Source organism: Thalassolituus alkanivorans, assembly GCF_020447205.1.
GTDB lineage: Bacteria > Pseudomonadota > Gammaproteobacteria > Pseudomonadales > Oceanobacteraceae > Venatoribacter > Venatoribacter alkanivorans.
In genome coordinates this window covers 92,046-112,457 of the sequence record NZ_JAJAEL010000011.1, presented here as the reverse complement: position 1 = coordinate 112,457, position 20,412 = coordinate 92,046, and the positions used below count along the sequence as shown (strand labels likewise).

Annotated in this window: 19 protein-coding genes; 15 read left to right on the top strand and 4 right to left on the bottom strand. The window is 55.1% G+C overall.

Annotated features, from left to right (window positions below):
• Positions 1–1,230, top strand: coding sequence for an enterobactin transporter EntS (entS, locus tag LGT44_RS07175; RefSeq protein ID WP_230331137.1), 1,230 nt, complete (start codon positions 1–3; stop codon positions 1,228–1,230).
• A gap of 90 nt (positions 1,231–1,320) precedes the next feature.
• Here the strand turns inward: entS and LGT44_RS07170 are convergent, their stop codons facing one another.
• Complete coding sequence (locus LGT44_RS07170) at positions 1,321–2,085, bottom strand: inositol monophosphatase family protein (RefSeq protein ID WP_230331150.1); 765 nt, start codon at positions 2,083–2,085, stop codon at positions 1,321–1,323.
• Between the two features lie 232 nt (positions 2,086–2,317).
• Between LGT44_RS07170 and LGT44_RS07165 the strand changes: the two genes are divergently transcribed.
• The 12 genes from LGT44_RS07165 (at position 2,318) to der (ending at position 14,337) form a co-directional block, all read left to right on the top strand.
• Positions 2,318–3,103, top strand: a complete 786-nt coding sequence (locus LGT44_RS07165) for an RNA methyltransferase (RefSeq protein WP_230331138.1) — start codon at positions 2,318–2,320, stop codon at positions 3,101–3,103.
• Positions 3,100–3,924, top strand: coding sequence for a serine O-acetyltransferase (gene cysE, locus LGT44_RS07160; protein WP_225691555.1), 825 nt, complete (start codon positions 3,100–3,102; stop codon positions 3,922–3,924). The genes LGT44_RS07165 and cysE overlap by 4 nt, the downstream gene beginning before the upstream one ends.
• Before the next feature lie 104 nt (positions 3,925–4,028).
• Positions 4,029–4,514, top strand: a complete 486-nt coding sequence (gene iscR / locus LGT44_RS07155; RefSeq protein ID WP_145469205.1) for a Fe-S cluster assembly transcriptional regulator IscR — start codon at positions 4,029–4,031, stop codon at positions 4,512–4,514.
• A gap of 124 nt (positions 4,515–4,638) precedes the next feature.
• Entirely contained in the window at positions 4,639–5,799 is a 1,161-nt protein-coding gene (locus LGT44_RS07150) for an aminotransferase class V-fold PLP-dependent enzyme (RefSeq protein ID WP_230331139.1), read from the top strand.
• Between the two features lie 144 nt (positions 5,800–5,943).
• A complete protein-coding gene (gene ndk / locus LGT44_RS07145; RefSeq protein ID WP_145469207.1) occupies positions 5,944–6,369 on the top strand; it encodes a nucleoside-diphosphate kinase in 426 nt (141 codons plus the stop codon).
• 83 nt (positions 6,370–6,452) lie between these two features.
• A complete protein-coding gene (rlmN, locus tag LGT44_RS07140) occupies positions 6,453–7,583 on the top strand; it encodes a 23S rRNA (adenine(2503)-C(2))-methyltransferase RlmN (RefSeq protein WP_145469208.1) in 1,131 nt (376 codons plus the stop codon).
• 16 nt (positions 7,584–7,599) lie between these two features.
• A complete protein-coding gene (gene pilW / locus LGT44_RS07135; RefSeq protein ID WP_225691558.1) occupies positions 7,600–8,400 on the top strand; it encodes a type IV pilus biogenesis/stability protein PilW in 801 nt (266 codons plus the stop codon).
• A 5-nt stretch (positions 8,401–8,405) separates the two neighbouring features.
• Positions 8,406–9,518, top strand: coding sequence for a flavodoxin-dependent (E)-4-hydroxy-3-methylbut-2-enyl-diphosphate synthase (gene ispG, locus LGT44_RS07130; protein WP_145469523.1), 1,113 nt, complete (start codon positions 8,406–8,408; stop codon positions 9,516–9,518).
• A 27-nt stretch (positions 9,519–9,545) separates the two neighbouring features.
• Positions 9,546–10,826, top strand: coding sequence for a histidine--tRNA ligase (gene hisS / locus LGT44_RS07125; protein ID WP_230331140.1), 1,281 nt, complete (start codon positions 9,546–9,548; stop codon positions 10,824–10,826).
• Positions 10,827–10,870: 44 nt separating this feature from the next.
• Positions 10,871–11,533, top strand: coding sequence for a YfgM family protein (locus LGT44_RS07120; protein ID WP_225691560.1), 663 nt, complete (start codon positions 10,871–10,873; stop codon positions 11,531–11,533).
• Positions 11,533–12,771 carry an outer membrane protein assembly factor BamB gene (gene bamB / locus LGT44_RS07115; protein ID WP_230331141.1) on the top strand — a complete coding sequence of 413 codons (1,239 nt, stop codon included), beginning with the start codon at positions 11,533–11,535 and terminating at the stop codon, positions 12,769–12,771. The genes LGT44_RS07120 and bamB overlap by 1 nt, the downstream gene beginning before the upstream one ends.
• Before the next feature lie 81 nt (positions 12,772–12,852).
• Complete coding sequence (gene der, locus LGT44_RS07110) at positions 12,853–14,337, top strand: ribosome biogenesis GTPase Der (RefSeq protein ID WP_225691562.1); 1,485 nt, start codon at positions 12,853–12,855, stop codon at positions 14,335–14,337.
• A 55-nt stretch (positions 14,338–14,392) separates the two neighbouring features.
• Here der and LGT44_RS07105 read toward each other — a convergent pair whose 3' ends face one another.
• The 3 genes from LGT44_RS07105 to LGT44_RS07095 form a co-directional block, all read right to left on the bottom strand.
• A complete protein-coding gene (locus LGT44_RS07105; RefSeq protein ID WP_145469214.1) occupies positions 14,393–14,839 on the bottom strand; it encodes a GNAT family N-acetyltransferase in 447 nt (148 codons plus the stop codon).
• Positions 14,840–14,909: 70 nt separating this feature from the next.
• Positions 14,910–15,305: a GFA family protein gene (locus LGT44_RS07100; RefSeq protein WP_230331142.1), complete on the bottom strand. Its 396-nt coding sequence runs from the start codon at positions 15,303–15,305 to the stop codon at positions 14,910–14,912.
• A 76-nt stretch (positions 15,306–15,381) separates the two neighbouring features.
• Complete coding sequence (locus tag LGT44_RS07095) at positions 15,382–15,678, bottom strand: YceK/YidQ family lipoprotein (RefSeq protein ID WP_186435924.1); 297 nt, start codon at positions 15,676–15,678, stop codon at positions 15,382–15,384.
• A 248-nt stretch (positions 15,679–15,926) separates the two neighbouring features.
• Here LGT44_RS07095 and LGT44_RS07090 point away from each other — a divergent pair, with 248 nt between their 5' ends.
• Positions 15,927–16,778 (top strand): ATP-grasp domain-containing protein, encoded by an 852-nt coding sequence (locus LGT44_RS07090; protein ID WP_230331143.1) that lies wholly within the window; start codon positions 15,927–15,929, stop codon positions 16,776–16,778.
• A 101-nt stretch (positions 16,779–16,879) separates the two neighbouring features.
• Positions 16,880–20,374, top strand: coding sequence for a DNA polymerase III subunit alpha (gene dnaE, locus LGT44_RS07085; protein ID WP_230331144.1), 3,495 nt, complete (start codon positions 16,880–16,882; stop codon positions 20,372–20,374).
• Positions 20,375–20,412 lie beyond the last annotated feature (38 nt).

The window sequence follows — 20,412 nt, the reverse complement described above, 5'->3', positions numbered from 1 at the left end:
ATGAATAAAAAATCGTTCTTTGTTGATTTCAGCCTGCTGAAAACCAACCGTCATTTCCGCAACGTATTTATTGCCCGTACCATTTCCCTGCTGGGGCTGGGCATGCTGGCGGTTGCCATACCCATGCAGGTGTATCAGCTCAGTGGTGATTCGTTTCAGGTGGGGCTGGTAATGGCGCTGGAAGGTGCGGGTATGTTTGCCGGACTGTTGCTGGGCGGCGTGCTGGCCGACCGTGATGACCGTAAAAAACTGATTCTGTTTGCCCGCGCTGTGTGCGGCATTGGTTTTCTCGGGCTGGCGGTAAACGCCTGGCTGCCACAGCCGCAACTCTGGGTTATTTATCTGCTGGCCGTCTGGGACGGCTTCTTCGGTGCTATTGGTGTAACCGCTTTGTTAGCCTGCATGCCTTTTATTGTCGGACGTGAAAATCTGCTGCAGGCGCGTGCCGTCAGTATGTTGTCGGTACGTCTGGCGACCGTTATTTCCCCGGCGCTGGGCGGGCTGATCATCGCCTTTGCCGACGTCGGCTGGAATTATCTGATTGCCGCACTGGGCACTGGTCTGACCCTGATTCCTTTGCTGGCGTTGCCTTCCATGCGTCCGCAGGAGGTGGAAGAGCATCATCCGCTAAAGGCGCTGGCGGCGGGTTTTCGTTATCTGTTTGCTAACCGCATTGTGTTTTACACCGTACTGGCCGGAACTCTGGTGACGTTAACCACAGCCATTCGTGTGCTGTTTCCGGCACTGGTAGAAGACGCTTTTGCCGGTGGGGCGGCTGAACTCGGGCTGATGTATTCCGCAGTGCCGCTGGGGGCAACCTTAGGCGCACTGGTGAGTGGCTGGGCCAGCCATGTGCAGAAACCCGGGCAGGTGATGCTGTTTGTCAGTCTGGCGGCCTTTGCCTGCATGATGGCGCTGGGGCTTAACCACAGTTTTATTACTGCACTGTTTTTGCTCGCCGCTTTTGGCTATCTGGTGTCCATCGCTTCCTTACTGCAATACAACCTGGTGCAGATTAATACCCCGGATCAGTATCTGGGTCGTATTAATGGTATCTGGACGGCGCAGGATGCTTCGGGGGATTCCCTCGGTACTCTGGGGATTGGTGTGCTGGGCAAGTTTATGTCATCGCTGGGCAGCATTTTTACTCTGGGGGCCGTCGCGATGACACTGGGAGTGCTGCTGCTGGGTAACAAAACATTGCGTGGTATAGAGAAAACTGACGGTTAGTGATGGTGCGGCAGGAGGCAGGGCAAACCGTGATCACCGGCAGTGTCGTTATCTGTTGAAAACAACATGCTGCCGGTGATGGCCGGTATATCAGTCTTTGGCGAGCAGGGCTTTCAGCAGACGTGGGTTGCTGACCACCAGGTTGGCCGGAGCGCGCAGCAATGGCTGGCCACTCACTTCAGACAGCAGACAACCGGCTTCGGAAGCCAGCAGGCCGGCAGCGTTCAGGGCAAACTCATCAACGTTGCTCAGCAGGGCACCCTGGAAACGGTCGGCGGCTACGTAGCAGATAGACAGGGCGTTGGAGCCGATATTGCGCAGGTCAAAGCTTTTTGACATCAGACGCTGTAAACGCTGCAGCTGATCGAAGGCGGCTTCGTTGTTGCCCATTGGCTGGGTGTAACCAACGATGGCGTCGCTCAGGCTGTTAACGTTACCGCTGCGGATACGGCGGTTGTTCAGCTGGGCACCACGGCCACGGGAAGCCGTGAATTCATCACCATTAATAGGATTGAGGATCACCGAGTGTTCTGCTTTGCCGTTTTGCATGCAGCAGACGATGATGGCAAAAGATGGGATACCTACGCGGAAGTTGGAGATGTCGTCGATGACGCACACCTGCCACACAGGCTGGTTGGCCTGTTCGCCGTTCTGACCGGTTTCACGGCCGTAAAAGTTGTGCTCAGGCAGGGCTTTCTTCAGCTCAAAAATAATGCCTTTTTCCAGACCAATGGTGCAGTCTGCCACAAACTTTGCTTTCTCCTGATCCGTGCTTTTGTACGAATCGAAGCGGTCCAGGCGACGGACCAGATCTTGACCAGCATTACGCGCAGCGCGCAACGCCAAGTTCACCATGGGTTGCATAGGGATCGCTATCTCTTAAAGTTAAAGAACATTTTTCGGGCGCGGGATTATATCAGCACCTGACTGGTTAGCGAAGCCCGTTTTGCGTTACACTTCGTGCCCCTTATTCTGTACCGGCCTGGCTCCCGCAGATGCTCCGTTGTGAGGTTAACCTGCGGATTGCACGGGTTTCAGACCGGCCGCCATTCTCCGATAAGCGCCGTTGCGGCGCAGACAAGGCGTTATGCTCGATAAAATCCGTATCGTAATGGTTAATACCACCCACTCCGGCAATATCGGAGCGGCCGCCCGTGCGATGAAAAACATGGGCCTGAGCCGGCTGGTGCTGGTTGATCCGATCGCCAGCATTGACGAAGAGGCGATCCAACGTTCTTCGCGCGCAGAAGATATTCTGCACAACGCGGTCATCGTACCGACGCTGGAAGACGCCATTGCCGACTGTGGTCTGGTGATTGGCACCAGCGCGCGCAGCCGTCATATTCCCTGGCCGCTGATGTCGCCGCGCCAGTCGGCCGCGAAAGCTGCGGAAATGATTCCCGCCGGTAATGAAGTGGCGCTGGTGTTCGGCCGTGAATCCCGTGGTCTGACCAATGAAGAGCTGCATCTGTGTACCGCGCACGTGCATATTCCTACCGACGAAAACTTCTCATCCCTGAACGTTGCCCAGGCCATTCAGGTGCTGTGCTATGAAATGCGTCTGGCACTGGTGACGGATAATTTCCGCGCCGAAGCCGAACCGGAAGATGAGGCCGGAGCCTGGGGCGTGCCCTGGGATTATCCGCTGGCAACCCAGGGCGAGCTGGATGGACTGTTCCGTCATATGGAAACTGTGCTCATTGATATCGGCTTCCTTGACCCCAATACTCCGAAGCACCTGATGTCCCGTATGCGCCGTCTGTATCAGCGCGCTGCACCGGACAAAACAGAAGTGAATATTTTGCGTGGCATTCTGGCGGCGGTACAGCGTCAGGGCGACACCAGCCATAAAACACAAGGGGATACTGAGTGATCAGACAACTGCGTGAAGACATTGCCAGTGTATTTGAGCGTGACCCGGCAGCGCGCAATACCTTTGAGGTGGTCACCACCTATCCGGGGTTGCATGCTCTGCTGCATTACCGGGTGGCCAACTGGCTGTGGCGCAAGGGCTTTAAATGGCTGGCGCGCATGCTGTCGACCTTCAGCCGCTGGATGACCGGTATTGAGATTCATCCGGGAGCAACCATTGGCCGGCGTTTCTTTATTGACCATGGCATGGGCGTGGTGATTGGTGAGACCGCTGAAATCGGCGATGACTGCACCCTGTATCACGGCGTGACGCTGGGTGGTACCACCTGGAATAAAGGCAAGCGCCACCCGACCCTGCAAAATGGCGTGGTGGTCGGTGCCGGCGCCAAAGTGCTGGGGCCGATTATCGTCGGTGAGAACGCCCGTATCGGCTCCAATGCGGTGGTGACCAAAGAAGTTCCGGCGGGGGCGACGGTGGTCGGTATTCCGGGCCGTATTGTGCGTAAAGCGAGTACGGCTGAAGATGAGCAACGGCGCAAAATCGCCGAGAAAATCGGCTTTGATGCCTATGGTATGGCCGACGAAATGCCCGATCCTATTGCCCGTTCCATCCATAACCTGATGGATCATATGCATGCGGTGGACCGTAAAATCGACACCATGTGCAAAGCGCTGCACGATCTGGGTGACCGCACCTGCTCTGAGGCGCTGCCGCAGCTTGAGGCGGAAACCTTTGTCAGCCTCAGCGAAGCGGTCAGCAGTGACGATGCTGACAGTGCCGAAACGGCTGACAGTGCTGGTCCGGGTGTGGAAAAGCACTGAAACCAGTCCGGCGTGTTTTGTTGTGTAAAGGCATGCAGGCTAAAGTTGACTGAAATAGTCGGATATACGCATAATGCCACCACGATTTATGTGGGGGATAGACCATGCGTTTAACGACCAAGGGCCGCTATGCGGTGACGGCCATGCTGGATCTGGCGATTCATGCGCAGGACGGGCCGGTAAGTCTGAATGATATTTCCGGTCGTCAGGGCATTTCCCTGTCGTACCTGGAGCAGTTGTTTGCCAAGTTGCGCCGTGGTGGTCTGGTCGCCAGCGTGCGTGGCCCGGGTGGTGGTTATCGCCTGAGCCGTGATGGCAGTGATATTAATGTGGCTGAAGTGGTGGACGCGGTAAACGAATCCATGGATGCCACGCGCTGCAACCGCCGTGGTGATTGTCAGGATGGCGAAGAGTGCCTGACCCATCATTTATGGCTGGAGCTGAGTGATCAGATTCACGCATTTCTGCGCGGCATCACGCTGGCGCAACTGATTCAGCGTAAAGAGATCCGTAATACCGCCGACCGTCAGGACAGCAATACACGAAACCGTATTGATGCAGTTCTGAGTACAGAAGACATTACCGGCTGAATGGCCGGTCCTTGACCGGAGCGCTCCTTGACCTGAGCGCCCCTTGACCTGAGCGCCCCTTGACCTGAGCGCTGCAGCGCGGACAATGCGCCGCCTCAGGTTTCAGATTTTCCAGCGGTGACCCATGAAATCCATCTATCTCGATTATGCAGCGACCACGCCGGTCGACCCCCGTGTGGCTCAGGTGATGGCAGCCTGCCTGACTCTGGATGGTACCTTTGGTAATCCGGCATCACGTTCCCATCGGTATGGCTGGCAGGCTGAGCAGGTGGTGGAAAATGCCCGGCGTCAGCTGGCTGATCTGCTCGCCGCCGATCCGCGTGAAATCGTCTGGACCTCAGGTGCAACCGAATCCAACAACCTGGCCTTAAAAGGTGTGGTCGAAGCGCTGCGTGCTGACGATGCCGGCCGTCCGCTGCACATTATTACTTCAGCGATTGAGCATAAGGCGGTACTGGATGTCTGTGCCTGGCTGCAGGCGCAGCATCAGGTTGAAATCACTTATCTGACGCCGGATGCCGATGGTCTGATCAGTGTGCAGCAGGTGGCTGATGCCCTGCGTGACGATACCTGTCTGGTCAGTCTGATGGCGGTTAATAACGAGCTGGGGACCATCACCGATATCGCCGCCATCGGTGCGTTGTTAAAAGATCACCCGGCGTATCTGCATGTGGATGCCGCTCAGGCGCTGGGTAAAGTTGCTGTGAACGTCAGAGACTGGCAGGTCGATCTGTTGTCGGTATCCGCGCATAAATTCTACGGCCCGAAAGGCATTGGCGCACTCTATGTGCGCCGTGAACCGCAGGTGAAGCTGGCGGCCCAGATGCACGGCGGTGGCCATGAGCGCGGTATGCGTTCCGGCACGCTGCCAACCCATCAGCTGGCGGGTCTGGGTGAGGCTGCACGTCTGGTGCAGGAAGAGCTGGCGGCCGATGAAGCCCGTATCCGTGCGTTGTCGGTACGTCTGTGGGATGGGCTGCAGGTGCTGGGTGGGGTGTATCTGAATGGCCATACGCAGCAGCGTACCGCTAATCATCTGAACGTCAGCTTTGACGGTGTGGATGGTGAGATTCTGCTGGCCTCGCTGGCTAAGGTGGCGGTGTCTTCCGGTTCGGCCTGTAACTCGGCGACGGTTGCGCCTTCCTATGTGCTGAAGGCCATTGGCCGCAGCGATGCGCTGGCCCATGCCGGCCTGCGCTTCAGTCTCGGGCGTTTCACCGCGGCCGAAGAGATTGATTTTGCCCTGAGTGAAGTTACGCGTGTGGTGCAGATGCTGCGCGGCTGATCGCTGAGTTCCGTATTTCCTGTCGCTGGCGGTCAAATAATCCGCCAGCGCGCCCGCGTACGCGTACAACTTTAATGAAAAGGTGCGTATAATCCGCGGGTTTTATTTTCCGTAACCCTGATAATTTACCCTTGGGAGCTAAAAATGGCTGTTGAACGCACTCTGTCCATCGTTAAACCAGACGCTGTGGCCAAAAACGTAATCGGTGAAATCCTGACCCGTTTCGAAAAAGCTGGCCTGAAAGTTGTTGCCGCTAAAATGATCAAACTGGACGACGAAAAAGCGGGCGGTTTCTACGCAGAGCACAAAGAGCGTCCTTTCTTCAAAGATCTGGTGTCTTTCATGACTTCTGGTCCTGTTGTTGTACAGGTTCTGGAAGGCGAAAACGCTATCGCTGCTAACCGCGAACTGATGGGTGCTACCAACCCTAAAGAAGCTGCTGCCGGTACTATCCGCGCTGACTTCGCTGAAAGCATCGATGCTAACGCAGTACACGGTTCTGACTCTGCAGCTTCTGCTGAGCGCGAAATCGCTTACTTCTTCGCTGCTGACGAAATCTGCTCACGTTAATGAGCGGAACTCAGAGGGCAGGAATGCCCTCTGATCAATCCTCCGGGATGCACTAGTGCCAACAGGCCCCAGGTAACCAATTGATGTCCGAAACACCAGAAAAAATTAATCTGTTGGGCTTGTCGCCCGCCAAAATGGAAGCCTTTTTTGCCGATATGGGCGAGAAGAAATTCCGTGCTCAGCAAATGCTGAAATGGATTCATCAATATGGCGAAGCCAACTTCGACAACATGACCAACATGGGTAAGCCCTTGCGTGCGCGCATGGCCGAAGTGTGTGAGATCCGCCTGCCGGAAGTGATTTACGAAGATTTCTCCAAAGACGGCACCCGTAAATGGGTGATGCGTATGGATGGCGGCAGTGCCGTCGAAACCGTTTATATCCCGGAAAAAGACCGGGGCACCCTGTGTGTGAGCTCGCAGATCGGCTGTTCGCTCGACTGCAGTTTCTGCTCCACCGGTAAACAGGGTTTTAACCGCGACCTCAGCGTGGCGGAAATTATTGGTCAGGTATACGTGGCGGCTATGAGCTTCCATGCACCGGGCGAGCGTCGCGAACGCCGTATTACCAACGTGGTGATGATGGGCATGGGCGAGCCGCTGCTGAACTTCGACAACGTGGTCGATGCCATGAACCTGATGATGGACGACAACGCCTATGGCTTGTCCAAGCGTCGTGTCACCCTGAGCACCTCCGGCGTCGTGCCGATGATGGATAAGCTTGGCGATGTTACCGATGTATCACTGGCGGTATCGCTGCACGCACCGAATGACGAGCTGCGTAACCAGCTGGTGCCAATCAATAAAAAATATCCGATTAAAGAGCTGATTGCGGCCACTAACCGTTATCTGGCGAAACTACCGGACCGTCGCAAGGCCACCATCGAATACACCATGATGGAAGGCGTTAACGATGAGATGGAGCACGCGGAGCAGCTGTCCGTGCTGATGAAACAGGTGCCGTGCAAAATCAATCTGATTCCGTTTAACCCTTTCCCTAACTCCGGCTATAAACGCCCGAGTAACAATCGTGTGTACCGCTTCCGCGATTATCTGGTGAATCAGGGGCATATTGTCACCATCCGCTCGACCCGTGGCGACGACATCGACGCCGCCTGTGGTCAGCTGGTAGGCAAAGTTCAGGACCGCACGCGCCGCAGTGAGCGTTATATCAATGCGGTGCAGATCGACGAGTCTTCACAGGGCAACCAATAAAATGACCGGGATGGGCATGAAAAAATTAATCACCACACGCGCAGCGAGCCTGTTGATAGTGCTGCTGAGCCTGACGCTGGCTTCCTGCGTTACCGTCACTGAAAGTCGTTTTACCAAGAAAAAATCACCGGAAAAAGCGGTGGAAAATTATACCCAGTTAGGTCTGGGCTACCTGCAGAAAGGCCGTCCGGACTGGGCGCGTCAGCGTCTGCAAAAAGCACTGGCGATTGATCCTGATCATGCACCGGCCAACGACGCCATGGGGCTGGTCTGGCAGACCGAAGGCGAGATGGATCTGGCGGAAGAATATTTTCAGAAAGCGCTGAGCAACGACAGCAGCTTTACTCTGGCGCGCCACCACTTAGGCCGCCTGTATTCACAGCTGAAGCGTTATGACGAAGCTGACGAGTATTTGAATAAAGCCGCCACCGACCGCTATTACGATAATCGTGCTTCGGCTTACAACGATCTGGCGCTGAATGCTTACCGTCAAGGCAACACTGAGCAGGCAATCGACAGCTACGGTCAGACCCTGCGTATTGCGCCTTATAACGTTGATGGACTGGTTAACATATCGACCCTGCTGTTTGAAGCGCAGCGTTACGATGAGTCACTGAAATACTACGATCGCTTTGAGCGTCTGGTGCAACGTGAGCAGACCCGTCAGACCGCACACAGCCTCTGGCTGGGCATTAAACTGGCAACGCTGCAGCAGAACACCCAGCGGGCGATTGCGCTGGCGACCGACCTGAAGCGTAACTTCCCGGAATCGGTTGAATACCGTCTCTATCAGGACTCCCTGTCCGGAGCCAAATAATGAGCATGCATTTCGAAAATCCCATTAAGCGTCGTCAAAGCCGCAAAATCTGGGTTGGTGATGTGCCGGTCGGCGGTGATGCGCCGATTGCCATTCAGACCATGACCAACACCGAAACCACCGATGTGGCGGCCACTGTGGCGCAGATTCAGCGCGCTCAGGATGCCGGTGCCGACATCGTGCGCGTTTCTGTGCCGACCATGGACGCGGCGGAAGCCTTTGGCAAAATCCGCAAAGAAGTGAATATTCCGCTGGTGGCAGATATTCATTTTGACTACAAAATCGCCCTGCGCGTCGCTGATCTGGGTGTTGACTGTCTGCGTATCAACCCCGGCAATATCGGCCGTGAAGACCGTGTGCGCGCGGTGGTGGATGCGGCGCGTCATAACGGCATTCCGATCCGTATCGGGGTGAATGCCGGATCACTGGAAAAAGACCTGCAGAAGAAATACGGCGAGCCGACCCCGGCCGCGCTGGTGGAATCCGCCATGCGCCATATCGATATTCTTGATCGCCTGAACTTCCCGGATTTCAAACTCAGCCTGAAAGCCTCCGACATCTTTATGACCGTGGCGGCTTACAAGCAGATTGCCAGCCAGATTGAGCAGCCGCTGCACCTTGGCATCACCGAAGCCGGTGGCCTGCGTGGTGGTACGGTTAAATCGTCTATTGGTCTTGGCCTGCTGCTGTGGGAAGGCATCGGTGACACCATCCGCGTATCGCTGGCGGCTGATCCGATTGAAGAAGTCAAAGTGGGCTGGGACATGCTCAAATCGCTGAAGCTGCGTTCGCGCGGCATCAACTTTATTGCCTGTCCGAGCTGTTCACGTCAGAACTTCGACGTGATCAAAACCATGAACGAGCTGGAAATGCGCGTTGATGATATCCGCACCGATATGAGTGTGGCGGTGATTGGCTGTGTGGTGAATGGCCCCGGCGAATCCAAGGAAACCGATATCGGTCTGGCCGGTGGCCAGCCGAATCTGGTGTATATCGACGGTAAACCAGCCGGCAAACTGAGTAACGAGACTCTGGTGGATGACCTTGAGCGTATGATCCGCGAACGCGCCGCCAGCCTCGATGAAGAACGCAAAAATCTGATTGCCAGCGACAGCTGAGCGCTGACCCAGACAAGAACGGATATTATGGCAACGAAAATCCAGGCCATTCGTGGCATGAACGACATCCTGCCGGCTCAGAGCCCGGTATGGCAGTATCTCGAAGGCACAGTAAAAGACCTGCTGGCTTCATACGGTTATGACGAAATCCGCATGCCGATTGTGGAGCAGACCGCGCTGTTCAAACGCTCCATCGGCGAAGTGACCGACATCGTCGAAAAAGAGATGTACACCTTCGACGACCGCAACGGTGACAGCCTGACCCTGCGTCCGGAAGGTACCGCCAGCTGCGTGCGCGCCTGTGAAGAACACGGTCTGCTGTACAATCAGACGCAGCGTCTGTGGTACACCGGCCCGATGTTCCGTCACGAGCGTCCGCAGAAAGGCCGTTACCGCCAGTTCTATCAGATTGGTGTGGAAACCTTTGGTATGGCTACCGCCGATATCGATGCTGAAGTGATTCTGATGACCGCGCGTCTGTGGCAGCAGCTGGGTCTGACCGATGCGGTTACCCTACAGCTGAACACCCTGGGCTCCAACGCAGCGCGTGCCAATTACCGCGATGCCCTGGTAGCTTATCTGAGCGAGCGCAAAGACCAGCTGGATGAAGACAGCCAGCGCCGTCTGGAAACCAATCCGCTGCGCGTGCTCGACAGCAAAGATCAGAACACCCAGGCACTGCTGGCCGATGCGCCACAGCTGCACGATTACCTCGACGACGAAAGCCGCGAGCACTTTGCTCTGCTGCGCAGCATCCTTGATGCCGCCGGGGTGAAGTACGAAATCAACCAGCGTCTGGTGCGCGGTCTCGATTATTACTGTAAAACCGTGTTCGAGTGGGTCACCGACAAACTCGGCTCGCAGGGCACCGTCTGTGCCGGTGGCCGTTACGACGGTCTGGTGGAACAGCTGGGTGGCAAGCCAACCCCGGCGGTTGGTTTTGCCATGGGCGTTGAGCGTCTGATTCTGCTGCTGGAAACGCTGGAGCTGATTCCGGCCGAAGTGCTGCAGACCATCGATGTATACATCTGTCCGGTCGGTGAGGGCAGTGCTCAGGTGGCACTGTTGCTGGCAGACCGTCTGCGCGACGAGCACAGCTGGTTACGCATTCAGACCCACTGTGGTGGTGGCAGCTTCAAGAGCCAGATGAAAAAAGCCGACAAGAGCGGTGCGCATCTGGCACTGTTGCTGGGCGAAGACGAAATTGCCAACGGTACTGTGACCGTTAAAAATCTGCGTGGTGAAGGTGGGCAGCAGACGCTGGCGCTGAACGACGTGGGCGAATGGCTGGCACAAGAAACTTTTTAATAACCAATAACTCACAATATTCGTTTTTTTGGGGAAGTGGACGCATGACTGAATATCGTACGGATGAAGAACAGGCAGAACTGCTGAAAAAATGGTGGGCAGAGAACGGTAAAAGCCTGCTGGCGACCATCGTGATTGTTGCCGGTGGCTGGTTTGGCTGGAACAGCTATCAGGCTAATCAGCAGGCAACAGCCGAAGCAGCTTCCATGTTGTACTCTCAGCTGGTCGACAAAGTCGCACAGCCGGCGGCGCAGCAGGATGAAGCGGCTAAAGCCGAAATGGAAGCACTGGCGACTCAACTGAAAAAAGACTTCGGCAATACCAGTTATGGCCAGTTTGGTGCTCTGTTTCTGGCGCGCTTTGCTGCCGATGCCGGTGACTTTGATACCGCCGCTGCTGAACTGAACAGCATCATTGCTACGGCTGACGAAGGTCCGATCAAATTTACCGCTCAGGCGCGTCTGGCCAATGTCCTGATTCAGCAGGAAAAAATGGACGAAGCGCTGGCGCTGGTTGCGACTGTACCGGACGCGGCCTATGCCGCGCAGTTTGAAGAAGCCAAAGGCGATGCCCTGTTCCGTAAAGGCGAACTGAGCGAAGCCCGTGCGGCTTATGTCCGTGCGCAGGAAGCCGCTGCGAATCTGGGTCTGAACACCCAGCAGCTGCAGCGTAAGATTGATAATCTGGCTGCGAGCGGAGACGCCTGATGCGCCTGAGTCCTGTTGTCGTCCTGTTGAGTGCTCTGCTGGCTGTGCAGCTGAGTGGTTGTGCCAGTCAGCCAGCCAATCAGGCAGAAGCGGCTGACGCTGCCGACGAGACAGGGCTGCCTGATTACAACGATGAAACCGATATCTCCATCGAGTGGCGTAAGCAGCTTGGTGTGGGGGCTGGTACGGCTTATACCCGTCTGCGCCCGGTGGTGAGCGGCGATACCGTGTTTATGGCTGACACTTCCGGTGAGGTCTACGCGCTGGATCTGGCCGATGGCAGCGAACAGTGGAATGTGGACCTGGAGCAGGCGGTAACGGCAGGTGTGGCGCAAGACAACGGTCAGTTGTTTGTTGCTACCCGTGACGGTTTTCTGCATTGCCTGAACAGTGCCGACGGCTCTGAAATCTGGCGTTCACGCATGACCAGTGAGTCTGTCGCGCCAGCGGGTACCGACGGTAAGCGGGTGTTTGTACACACCGTTGACGGTCGTGTTACCGCTTTTGAACGGGCGGATGGCAAGCAGGCCTGGTCTTACGAAACCGCGATGCCGGTACTGACCGTGCGCGGCACCGGCACGCCGCTGGTGCTGGATCAGCTGGTGATTACCGGTTTTGCTACCGGCAAACTGGTGGCACTGGATAAGACCCTCGGTATTCCGCGCTGGGACGTGCGCCTGGCAACGCCGGATGGACGCTCTGAACTGGAGCGTCTGGTCGATGTTGATGGCGCGCCGATCTGGGATAACGGCATTATTTATGCGGCCAGCTACCACGGCAAACTGGCAGCCGTTTCGCTCAATGGCGAAACCCGCTGGGAAGAAGAAGGTTCAACCTACACCAGTCCTGAACTGGCGCTGGGCAACCTGTACCTGACCCTCGACAGTGATCACATCCAGTCCTATGACATGGCCAGTGGCGCGCCGGTCTGGACGCAGAAAGCACTGCATGGTCGCCGTCTCGGGCAGACCAGTGCTTATGGCAGCTGGCTGGCAGTCGCTGATGGTGAAGGTTATCTGCACATTATGAATCAGGTGGATGGCGAGTTGGTGGGACGTAAACTGTTGCGCCCTAAACCACTGCACGTCAACTATCCTAATCAGACTGAAGGCACCAACTGGCGTGCGCTGCGTGGCCGCGATATGGGCATCCGCAGTCCGTTAGTCGCCACGGATAAAGGTCTGCTGGTGTATACCAATGCCGGTGAACTGCTGCTGCTGAGCGTTCAGACCGACTGACGCTGGCGGTATCAGCCAATGTTTTTTACCGGGCGTCGTATAGCGACGCCTGTTTTATTTCTTAAATGAGGTTTTCTGATCATGGTCCCTGTGATTGCTCTGGTCGGACGTCCCAACGTGGGCAAGTCCACGCTGTTTAACCGTCTGACCAAAAGCCGTGATGCGCTGGTGGCTGAAATTGCCGGCCTGACCCGTGACCGTAAGTACGGTGAGGGCAAGGTTGGTGATGTGCCATTCATCGTGATTGATACCGGTGGTATCAGCGGCCAGGAAGAGGGCATCGACGAGGCCATGGCCGCGCAAAGCTTCCAGGCCATTAAAGACGCGGATATCGTTTTCTTTATGGTCGATGTTGGCGCCGGTATTACCAACGGCGACCGTATGATTGCCGAATATCTGCGCCGCAGCGGTAAAGACGCCTATCTGGTGGCCAACAAGATTGACGGTAAAAACCCCGATCTGGTGCTGGGTGAATTCTTTGAACTGGGCATGGGTGAACCGCTGCCGATTGCTGCCGCGCATAACCGTGGCATCAGCGCATTGATCGAATACGTGCTGGGCGAGCTGCCGCAGGACGATGACGACTACTTCCGTGAACTGGCCGGCGAAGAAGCCCCAGTACACGAAGAGCTCGACGTTAAAGGTATTAAAATTGCCGTGGTTGGCCGCCCGAATGTGGGTAAATCGACATTGGTTAACCGTTTTCTCGGTGAAGACCGGGTGGTGGTATTCGATGAAGCCGGCACCACGCGCGACAGTATTTATATTCCCTACGAGCGTCACGGTCAGGAATACACCCTGATCGACACCGCTGGTGTACGCCGCCGTAAGAATATTTCCGAAGCGGCGGAAAAATTCTCCATTATTAAAACCCTGCAGGCCATTCAGGACTGTCATGTGTGTATTCTGGTGCTTGATGCCCGTACCGGTATCGTCGAGCAGGACTTACATATGCTCAGCTTCGTACTGAACTCCGGCCGGGCGCTGGTGATTGCCATCAATAAATGGGATGGCATGGAAGCAGACGCCAAAGAACGGGTAAAAACAGAAATTGACCGTCGTTTCGATTTCTTAACCTTTGCCGAAATGCATTTTATTTCGGCATTGCACGGCACTGGCGTGGGTAATCTGTACGATTCGGTTGATCAGGCTTACCAGTCATCCATGGCGAAATGGCAGACCAATATGCTGACCCGTATTCTGGAAGATGCCACGGCCAGCCATCAGCCACCGGTTGTACGCAACCGCCGGCCAAAATTGCGCTATGCCCACCAGGGTGGCTCTAACCCGCCCATTATTGTGGTGCACGGTAATCTGGCGAAAGAACTGCCGGAAGACTACAAACGCTATCTGGCCAATACCTTCCGCCGCGTGCTGGAAATTAAAGGTACGCCGATCCGTATGGAATTCCGTCAGGGCGATAACCCGTATTCCGGCAAAGAGAAAGAAATCCGTCACAGCAGTAAAAAGCGTGCGGATGCGGTGGAACGGACAGAAAATAAACGTAAGATTAAAATTGAAAAAGCACGTAAGCAATTACGTAAAAGCTATAAAAAACCGACCTAATAAAAAAGGAGCTTCGGCTCCTTTTTTATTGTGTGTATGTTATGGAAGTTTTTTGTCAGTCGCGTATCAGCGTCATGGGTATAAAGCGGATGCCATTGAATGCTGCTTCCTCGCCCGTCGCCTTAAAACCATAGCGGCGGTAGAAGCCGGCCGCATTCAGTGACGAGCGCAGGCTGATTTCTTTAGCGCTGGTGGATGCCAGTACGGCGTCCAGCAGTTGCTTTCCGAGCCCGCAGCCCTGAGTCTGTTTCGCCACGAACAGGTGGGTCAGATAATTGCCATCACGCAGGGCTGCAAAGCCAACCAGTTGATGGGCGTTCAGCGCCTTCAGTGTGACGAAACGGCTTTCATCCATGGTTGTTGCTATATCCGGCAGAACGCGCTGTTTATATTCACGCTGACCGTCGGCGCTGAATAAGGGCAGTACATCAATCTCGGAGATCGCTGAAATTAATGCCTGGATAGTTTCGGTATCGGCGCTTGTTGCTTTCTGAATATCCATTTTCTTTCTGCTGTGTGGTAACAGGGCTGCGCTTATCGTCACCCTGATGCCGGAGAATAACACGGCTTTTTCAGCTGTGCGGATGCTCCTGAAATTGTTTTGCTTCATCACCTATCTTATACCAGTGCGGCTTTTCTTTAACGAACTCATGAAAGCTGTTACTGAGACTCAGTTCATCGTCAAAGCAGTTCGCAGATACCGGAAAGGTTTCGCTGTCGGAGGTTACCTCGCCCAGCGATGTACCGCATTTTGAGCAAAAGCAACGGTTGTACATATAGGGCGCTTCCGGTTTGTAGGTGCTGATTACATCAGCGCCGGAGGTCAGCTGAAAAGCATCGCGCTTAACAAATACCAGAGCACTGGCTCCGACTTTGCGGCAGCGGGTGCAGTGGCAGGTTCCCATCATGGTCGGTGGGCTGGACAGGGTGAATTTTACGGCTCCGCAGCAGCAGCTACCATGCAACATAATGTGATCCCTCGGTTATGAATAAGGCTTGTACTGTATTTATATACAGTCCTTATTGCAAGGGGGCAGGGAGACTTTATTCAGCCTTGTCTGCCATGCTGCTGTTTTCCGGCTTCAGGGCATCGTAAGGCAGCAGGAGAGTATCGAGGGTTATATCAACCGGCAGGGCAATCAGGGTGAACAGCGGGCAAACAACAGACATCCAGCAGAACACCATTTCGCCACTGGCTTCGCCTGTATGGCCGTCCAGGCCAAGCAACAGCAGACTTCCCTGAGTACCCGGATAGTAGCGGGCATCAACCGGGCTGCTGTCCGAGCGGGCAATGAGTGTGCCGCAACCATTTAACAACGCCAGGCTGATAAGCATCATCATGGTCAGGATTCTGCTTCGCAGGCCGCAGCCCTTAGTGGCGAACCGGTGCATTACATGTGTATCCCTGCAGTTTTCGGAAGGCTGATCATAGAGTGCTTTGTTGTTCAGAGCGAATTCCGCGCGGGGGCAGCATCAATGGCCGAGTAAAAGCTTTATCGTCAGCAGCAAAAAATTTCGCTGAGCCGGAATCCGGCCATTGCTAATATCGCTGCCCCTTTACTCAGGCTCCGACTGCGCCAGTGTGATCCATGCAGCTGATCTCTTTTGATCCTTACCGCACCCTTCATTTCGCCCAAACCCAGTATCTGAAACCGGAACTGATGAATCATCATCTCGATCTGCTGATCGCGGCTGATGGCATTCTGTTTCCGCAATACTGGCAGGTGAACGCGTTGCTGTATGGCTTAAAAAAGCGCATATTTCCCAGTCCGGCGAGTTACTACATCGGCCATGATAAGGTCGAAATGACGCGCTGTTTTCGGACCATCGCGCCGCAGCATGTGCCCTGGACCCTGATCGAAGCCAATACCCCGGCCAATGCCGAACGGGTATGGGATACCTTACCTTTGCCTTTCGTCGCCAAAATTCCCAAAAGCAGTATGGGAGATGGTGTATTCCTGATTGAAACCCAGGCTGACTGGAACCGCTATCTGGCACTGTCACCGGTGATTTATGCGCAGGAATATCTGCCCATTGACCGCGACCTGCGCATCGTCTGGGTGGGCGATCGCATTATTGGCGGTTACTGGCGGATTCAGGCCGATCGTGGTTTTTATAACAATGTCGCCAAGGGCGGCCAGATCGAAGCCGGTATTCTGCCGCCGGAAGCCTGTGCGCTGGTTGAGAAGCTGGCTCTGGGGCTTGGCATTGACCACGGCGGGTTCGATATTGCCATGGTAGGCCATTATCCCTATGTGTTCGAGTTCAACCGTCTGTTCGGCAATCAGGGCCTCAGCGGCCTGCAGGGCAGGATTGATGACGCTATCCACGACTATCTGAGGCGCATCTGGCACGACGGTGAGCCGGACTCTCCTGACCCTTTCAAAAACCCGGATCAGCCTCCCGGCATGGGCGGGCCGGACTTACCTCAGGTGGTGTAAGCCGCAGCTCTATGGGGCTGTGCTGAATCCGGCGCACAACTGAATCCAATGGGCGCAAAATCCGTTACAATGCTCCCTTTTGCTGGTCAGGGCGTCCGTTCATGTCACAGGGCTTTGTACACCTCCGGGTTCACTCCGAATTTTCGCTGTACGACAGCACCATCCGCGTTAAAAAGCTGATCGGTAAAGTCGCGGAGCTGGGTATGCCGGCGGTCGCGCTGACCGATCAGGCGAACATGTACGCCCTGGTTAAGTTCTACAAAAGTGCCATGGACGCCGGGGTTAAGCCGGTACTGGGCGCTGACCTGTGGCTGGAAAACCCGGACGACAACACCCAGCCGTTCCGCATCACCGCACTCTGTCTGAACTCCGATGGTTATCTGGGGCTGCGCGAACTGATCTCCCGTGCTTACGCCAAAAACCAGCATTACGATAAAGCCATTGTTAAAAAAGAGTGGCTGTTCGAGAAAAATGCCGGACTGATTATTCTATCCGGCGGGCGCGACGGTGATGTCGGCCAGCGGGTTATTAAAGGCAAAGTTTCTGACGCCGAAATTCTGGTGCGCGAATATCTGCAGCACTTTCCCGACCGTTTTTATTTTGAATTACAGCGTACCGGCCGTCCCGGTGAAGAAGCGGTTATCCGCGCCGGTATCGCCATGTCAGCGCGCTGCGGTGTGCCTCTGGTTGCCACTAACGACGTACGCTTTTTAGCCGCCGAAGATTTTGAAGCGCACGAAACCCGTGTTGCGATCGGTCAGGGCTATGCGCTGGAAGATAAACGCCGGCCGCGCGAATATACCGAGCAGCAGTATTTCCGCAGTGCAGAAGAAATGGCGGAACTGTTTAATGATATTCCATCGGCCATCGACAATACCGTCGAAATTGCCAAACGCTGTACAGTGGAAGTGTTGCTGGGTAAATACTTCCTGCCGGATTATCCGATACCGGAAGGCATGAGTGAGGCGGATTTTTTCCGTAAGATTTCTCAGGTGGGTCTGGAAGAACGACTGGACGTGGTGCTGGCCGGTATTCCGAAAGACTCAGCGGAATATGCCGAAAAGCGTAAACCCTATGATGACCGTCTGAACTTTGAGCTGGATATTATTATTCAGATGGGGTTCCCCGGTTACTTCCTGATCGTAATGGACTTTATTCAGTGGGCGAAAGACCACGATATTCCGGTCGGTCCGGGCCGTGGTTCCGGTGCCGGCTCGCTGGTGGCCTACGCTCAGAAAATTACCGATCTTGATCCGCTTGAATACGATCTGCTGTTCGAACGATTTCTGAACCCGGAACGGGTATCCATGCCCGATTTCGATATCGACTTCTGTATGGAAAACCGTGAGCAGGTAATTGCTTACGTAGCCGACACCTATGGCCGTGAAGCGGTATCGCAGATTGTGACCTTCGGCACCATGGCGGCAAAAGCGGTGGTGCGCGATGTGGCGCGGGCGCAGGGTAAATCCTTCGGTCTGGCCGATAAGTTATCCAAATTAATTCCCGGCGATCCGGGCATGACGCTGGAAAAAGCGCTGGCGTCTGAAGCCCTGTTAAAAGAATTCCTCGACGAAGACGAAGAAGCCCAGGAAATCTGGGAAATGGCGCTGAAGCTCGAAGGTATTGCCCGTCAGACCGGTAAGCACGCCGGTGGTGTGGTGATTGCACCAACCAAATTAACTGACTTCTCGGCCACCGCCTGTGAGCCTGACGGCACCGGTCTGGTGACACAATTCGATAAAAACGATGTGGAAGAAGCCGGTCTGGTGAAGTTCGACTTCCTCGGTCTGCGCACCCTGACCATTATCGACTGGGCGCTGAAAACCATTAACAGCAAACGCGCCAAAGAAAATCTGCCACCGGTCGACATCAGTCAGATTCCGCTCGACGATGAGCCGTCGTATAAATTATTAAAAGCCGCCCAGACCACCGCGGTATTCCAGCTGGAATCACGCGGGATGAAAGATCTTATCCGCCGCCTGCAGCCGGATAATATCGAAGATATGATCGCACTGGTGGCCCTGTTTCGTCCGGGGCCGCTGGAGTCGGGCATGGTGGACGACTTTATTAACCGTAAACATGGCCGCGCCAAGGTGGCCTATCCGCATCCTGATTTTGAACACGAAAGCCTGAAAGAAACGCTGGAACCGACCTACGGCGTTATCGTTTATCAGGAACAGGTTATGCAGATCGCCCAGATTCTGGCCGGTTATACCCTCGGCGGCGCGGATATGCTGCGTCGGGCGATGGGTAAGAAAAAGCCGGAAGAAATGGCCAAGCAGCGCGACACCTTCCGTGACGGCGCGGCTTCGCAGGGCGTTGATCCTGATCTGGCGATGAAAATTTTCGACCTGGTGGAAAAATTCGCCGGTTACGGTTTTAACAAATCGCACTCCGCGGCTTATGCGGTGGTGTCTTACCAGACACTGTGGTTAAAGCAGCATTACCCGGCGCCGTTTATGGCCGCGGTTCTGACCTCCGATATGCAGAATACCGATAAGGTTGTGACCTTTATCGAAGAATGCCGTGAGATGGAACTGGAGCTGGTACTGCCGGATGTTAACCAGAGCCAGTTTGGTTTTACCGTAAATGATGACGGTGCCATCGTTTATGGTCTGGGCGCGGTAAAAGGCGTGGGTGAAGGCCCGATTGCGGCCATTATTGCTGCCCGCAGCGAAGGCCCTTTTAAAGATTTATTCGATTTCTGCCAGCGTGTCGACGGCAAAAAAATTAATAAGCGTGTGCTGGAAGCTCTGGTGCGCTGCGGTGCCTTTGACCGTCTGGAAAGTACAGCACCACGTTCTGTATTAATGGCCAGCCTGGAAGATGCGATTAAGAGTGCAGGCCAGACAGCCGCGAACGAAGCGGCCGGTATGATGGATTTATTCGGTGAGGTGCAGGAGGAAGAAGCCGTTGGTGCCGACCCTTACGAACGTTACCGTCACCTGCGCGACTGGTCTTTGAAAGAACGTTTGCAGGGCGAAAAAGATACCCTGGGTTTATTTGTTACCGGCCACCCGTTCGATGAATACGAGCACGAAGTACGCAAGCTGGTGCCGAATAAATTGTCGCATTTACAGGAAGCCAAGGCGCCGCAAAAACTGGCGGGGCTGGTGGTGGATATGCGCGTGATGAAAAATAAACGCGGCGACAATATGTGCTTTGTGACCCTTGATGACCGCACCGGCCGGGTTGAAGTGGCGCTGTTCTCGGATATTTATGAACAGGTGCGCGAAGTCGTGGCGAAAGACCGTGTGCTGGTGGTCGAAGCATTGGTTTCCCACGATGATTATTCGGGCGGTTTAAAAGCCACCGGGCGGGCGGCCATGGAAATCAGTCAGGCGCGTCTGACCTTTGCCAAAGCGCTGCGTATCCGTGTCGATGGTGAACGTTCGGAAGATGAATTCTGCAATGATTTAAAACGCCTGCTGCAGCGTATGGATAACGGCTGCCCGGTGGTGCTGGATTTCTATAACTCGGTTGCGCGCTGTGATATTCAGCTGGGTGACAGCTGGCGCATTAATCCCAGCGATGAGCAACTGCAGGAACTGCGTTATGCCTATGGCGATGATGCGGTGGAATTATTATTTGCATAAGCTTGTGGGGGCGACGACGCGGGTGTGAAAAATACCGC

Excerpts from the sequence above, each read along its gene's own strand:
- entS (WP_230331137.1), top strand. The coding sequence starts at position 1 with ATGAATAAAAAATCGTTCTTTGTTGATTTCAGCCTGCTGAAAACCAAC.
- LGT44_RS07170 (WP_230331150.1), bottom strand. The coding sequence starts at position 2,085 with ATGGTGAACTTGGCGTTGCGCGCTGCGCGTAATGCTGGTCAAGATCTG.
- LGT44_RS07165 (WP_230331138.1), top strand. The coding sequence starts at position 2,318 with ATGCTCGATAAAATCCGTATCGTAATGGTTAATACCACCCACTCCGGC.
- iscR (WP_145469205.1), top strand. The coding sequence starts at position 4,029 with ATGCGTTTAACGACCAAGGGCCGCTATGCGGTGACGGCCATGCTGGAT.
- LGT44_RS07150 (WP_230331139.1), top strand. The coding sequence starts at position 4,639 with ATGAAATCCATCTATCTCGATTATGCAGCGACCACGCCGGTCGACCCC.
- ndk (WP_145469207.1), top strand. The coding sequence starts at position 5,944 with ATGGCTGTTGAACGCACTCTGTCCATCGTTAAACCAGACGCTGTGGCC.
- rlmN (WP_145469208.1), top strand. The coding sequence starts at position 6,453 with ATGTCCGAAACACCAGAAAAAATTAATCTGTTGGGCTTGTCGCCCGCC.
- pilW (WP_225691558.1), top strand. The coding sequence starts at position 7,600 with ATGAAAAAATTAATCACCACACGCGCAGCGAGCCTGTTGATAGTGCTG.
- ispG (WP_145469523.1), top strand. The coding sequence starts at position 8,406 with ATGCATTTCGAAAATCCCATTAAGCGTCGTCAAAGCCGCAAAATCTGG.
- hisS (WP_230331140.1), top strand. The coding sequence starts at position 9,546 with ATGGCAACGAAAATCCAGGCCATTCGTGGCATGAACGACATCCTGCCG.
- LGT44_RS07120 (WP_225691560.1), top strand. The coding sequence starts at position 10,871 with ATGACTGAATATCGTACGGATGAAGAACAGGCAGAACTGCTGAAAAAA.
- bamB (WP_230331141.1), top strand. The coding sequence starts at position 11,533 with ATGCGCCTGAGTCCTGTTGTCGTCCTGTTGAGTGCTCTGCTGGCTGTG.
- der (WP_225691562.1), top strand. The coding sequence starts at position 12,853 with ATGGTCCCTGTGATTGCTCTGGTCGGACGTCCCAACGTGGGCAAGTCC.
- LGT44_RS07105 (WP_145469214.1), bottom strand. The coding sequence starts at position 14,839 with ATGGATATTCAGAAAGCAACAAGCGCCGATACCGAAACTATCCAGGCA.
- LGT44_RS07100 (WP_230331142.1), bottom strand. The coding sequence starts at position 15,305 with ATGTTGCATGGTAGCTGCTGCTGCGGAGCCGTAAAATTCACCCTGTCC.
- LGT44_RS07095 (WP_186435924.1), bottom strand. The coding sequence starts at position 15,678 with ATGATGATGCTTATCAGCCTGGCGTTGTTAAATGGTTGCGGCACACTC.
- LGT44_RS07090 (WP_230331143.1), top strand. The coding sequence starts at position 15,927 with ATGCAGCTGATCTCTTTTGATCCTTACCGCACCCTTCATTTCGCCCAA.
- dnaE (WP_230331144.1), top strand. The coding sequence starts at position 16,880 with ATGTCACAGGGCTTTGTACACCTCCGGGTTCACTCCGAATTTTCGCTG.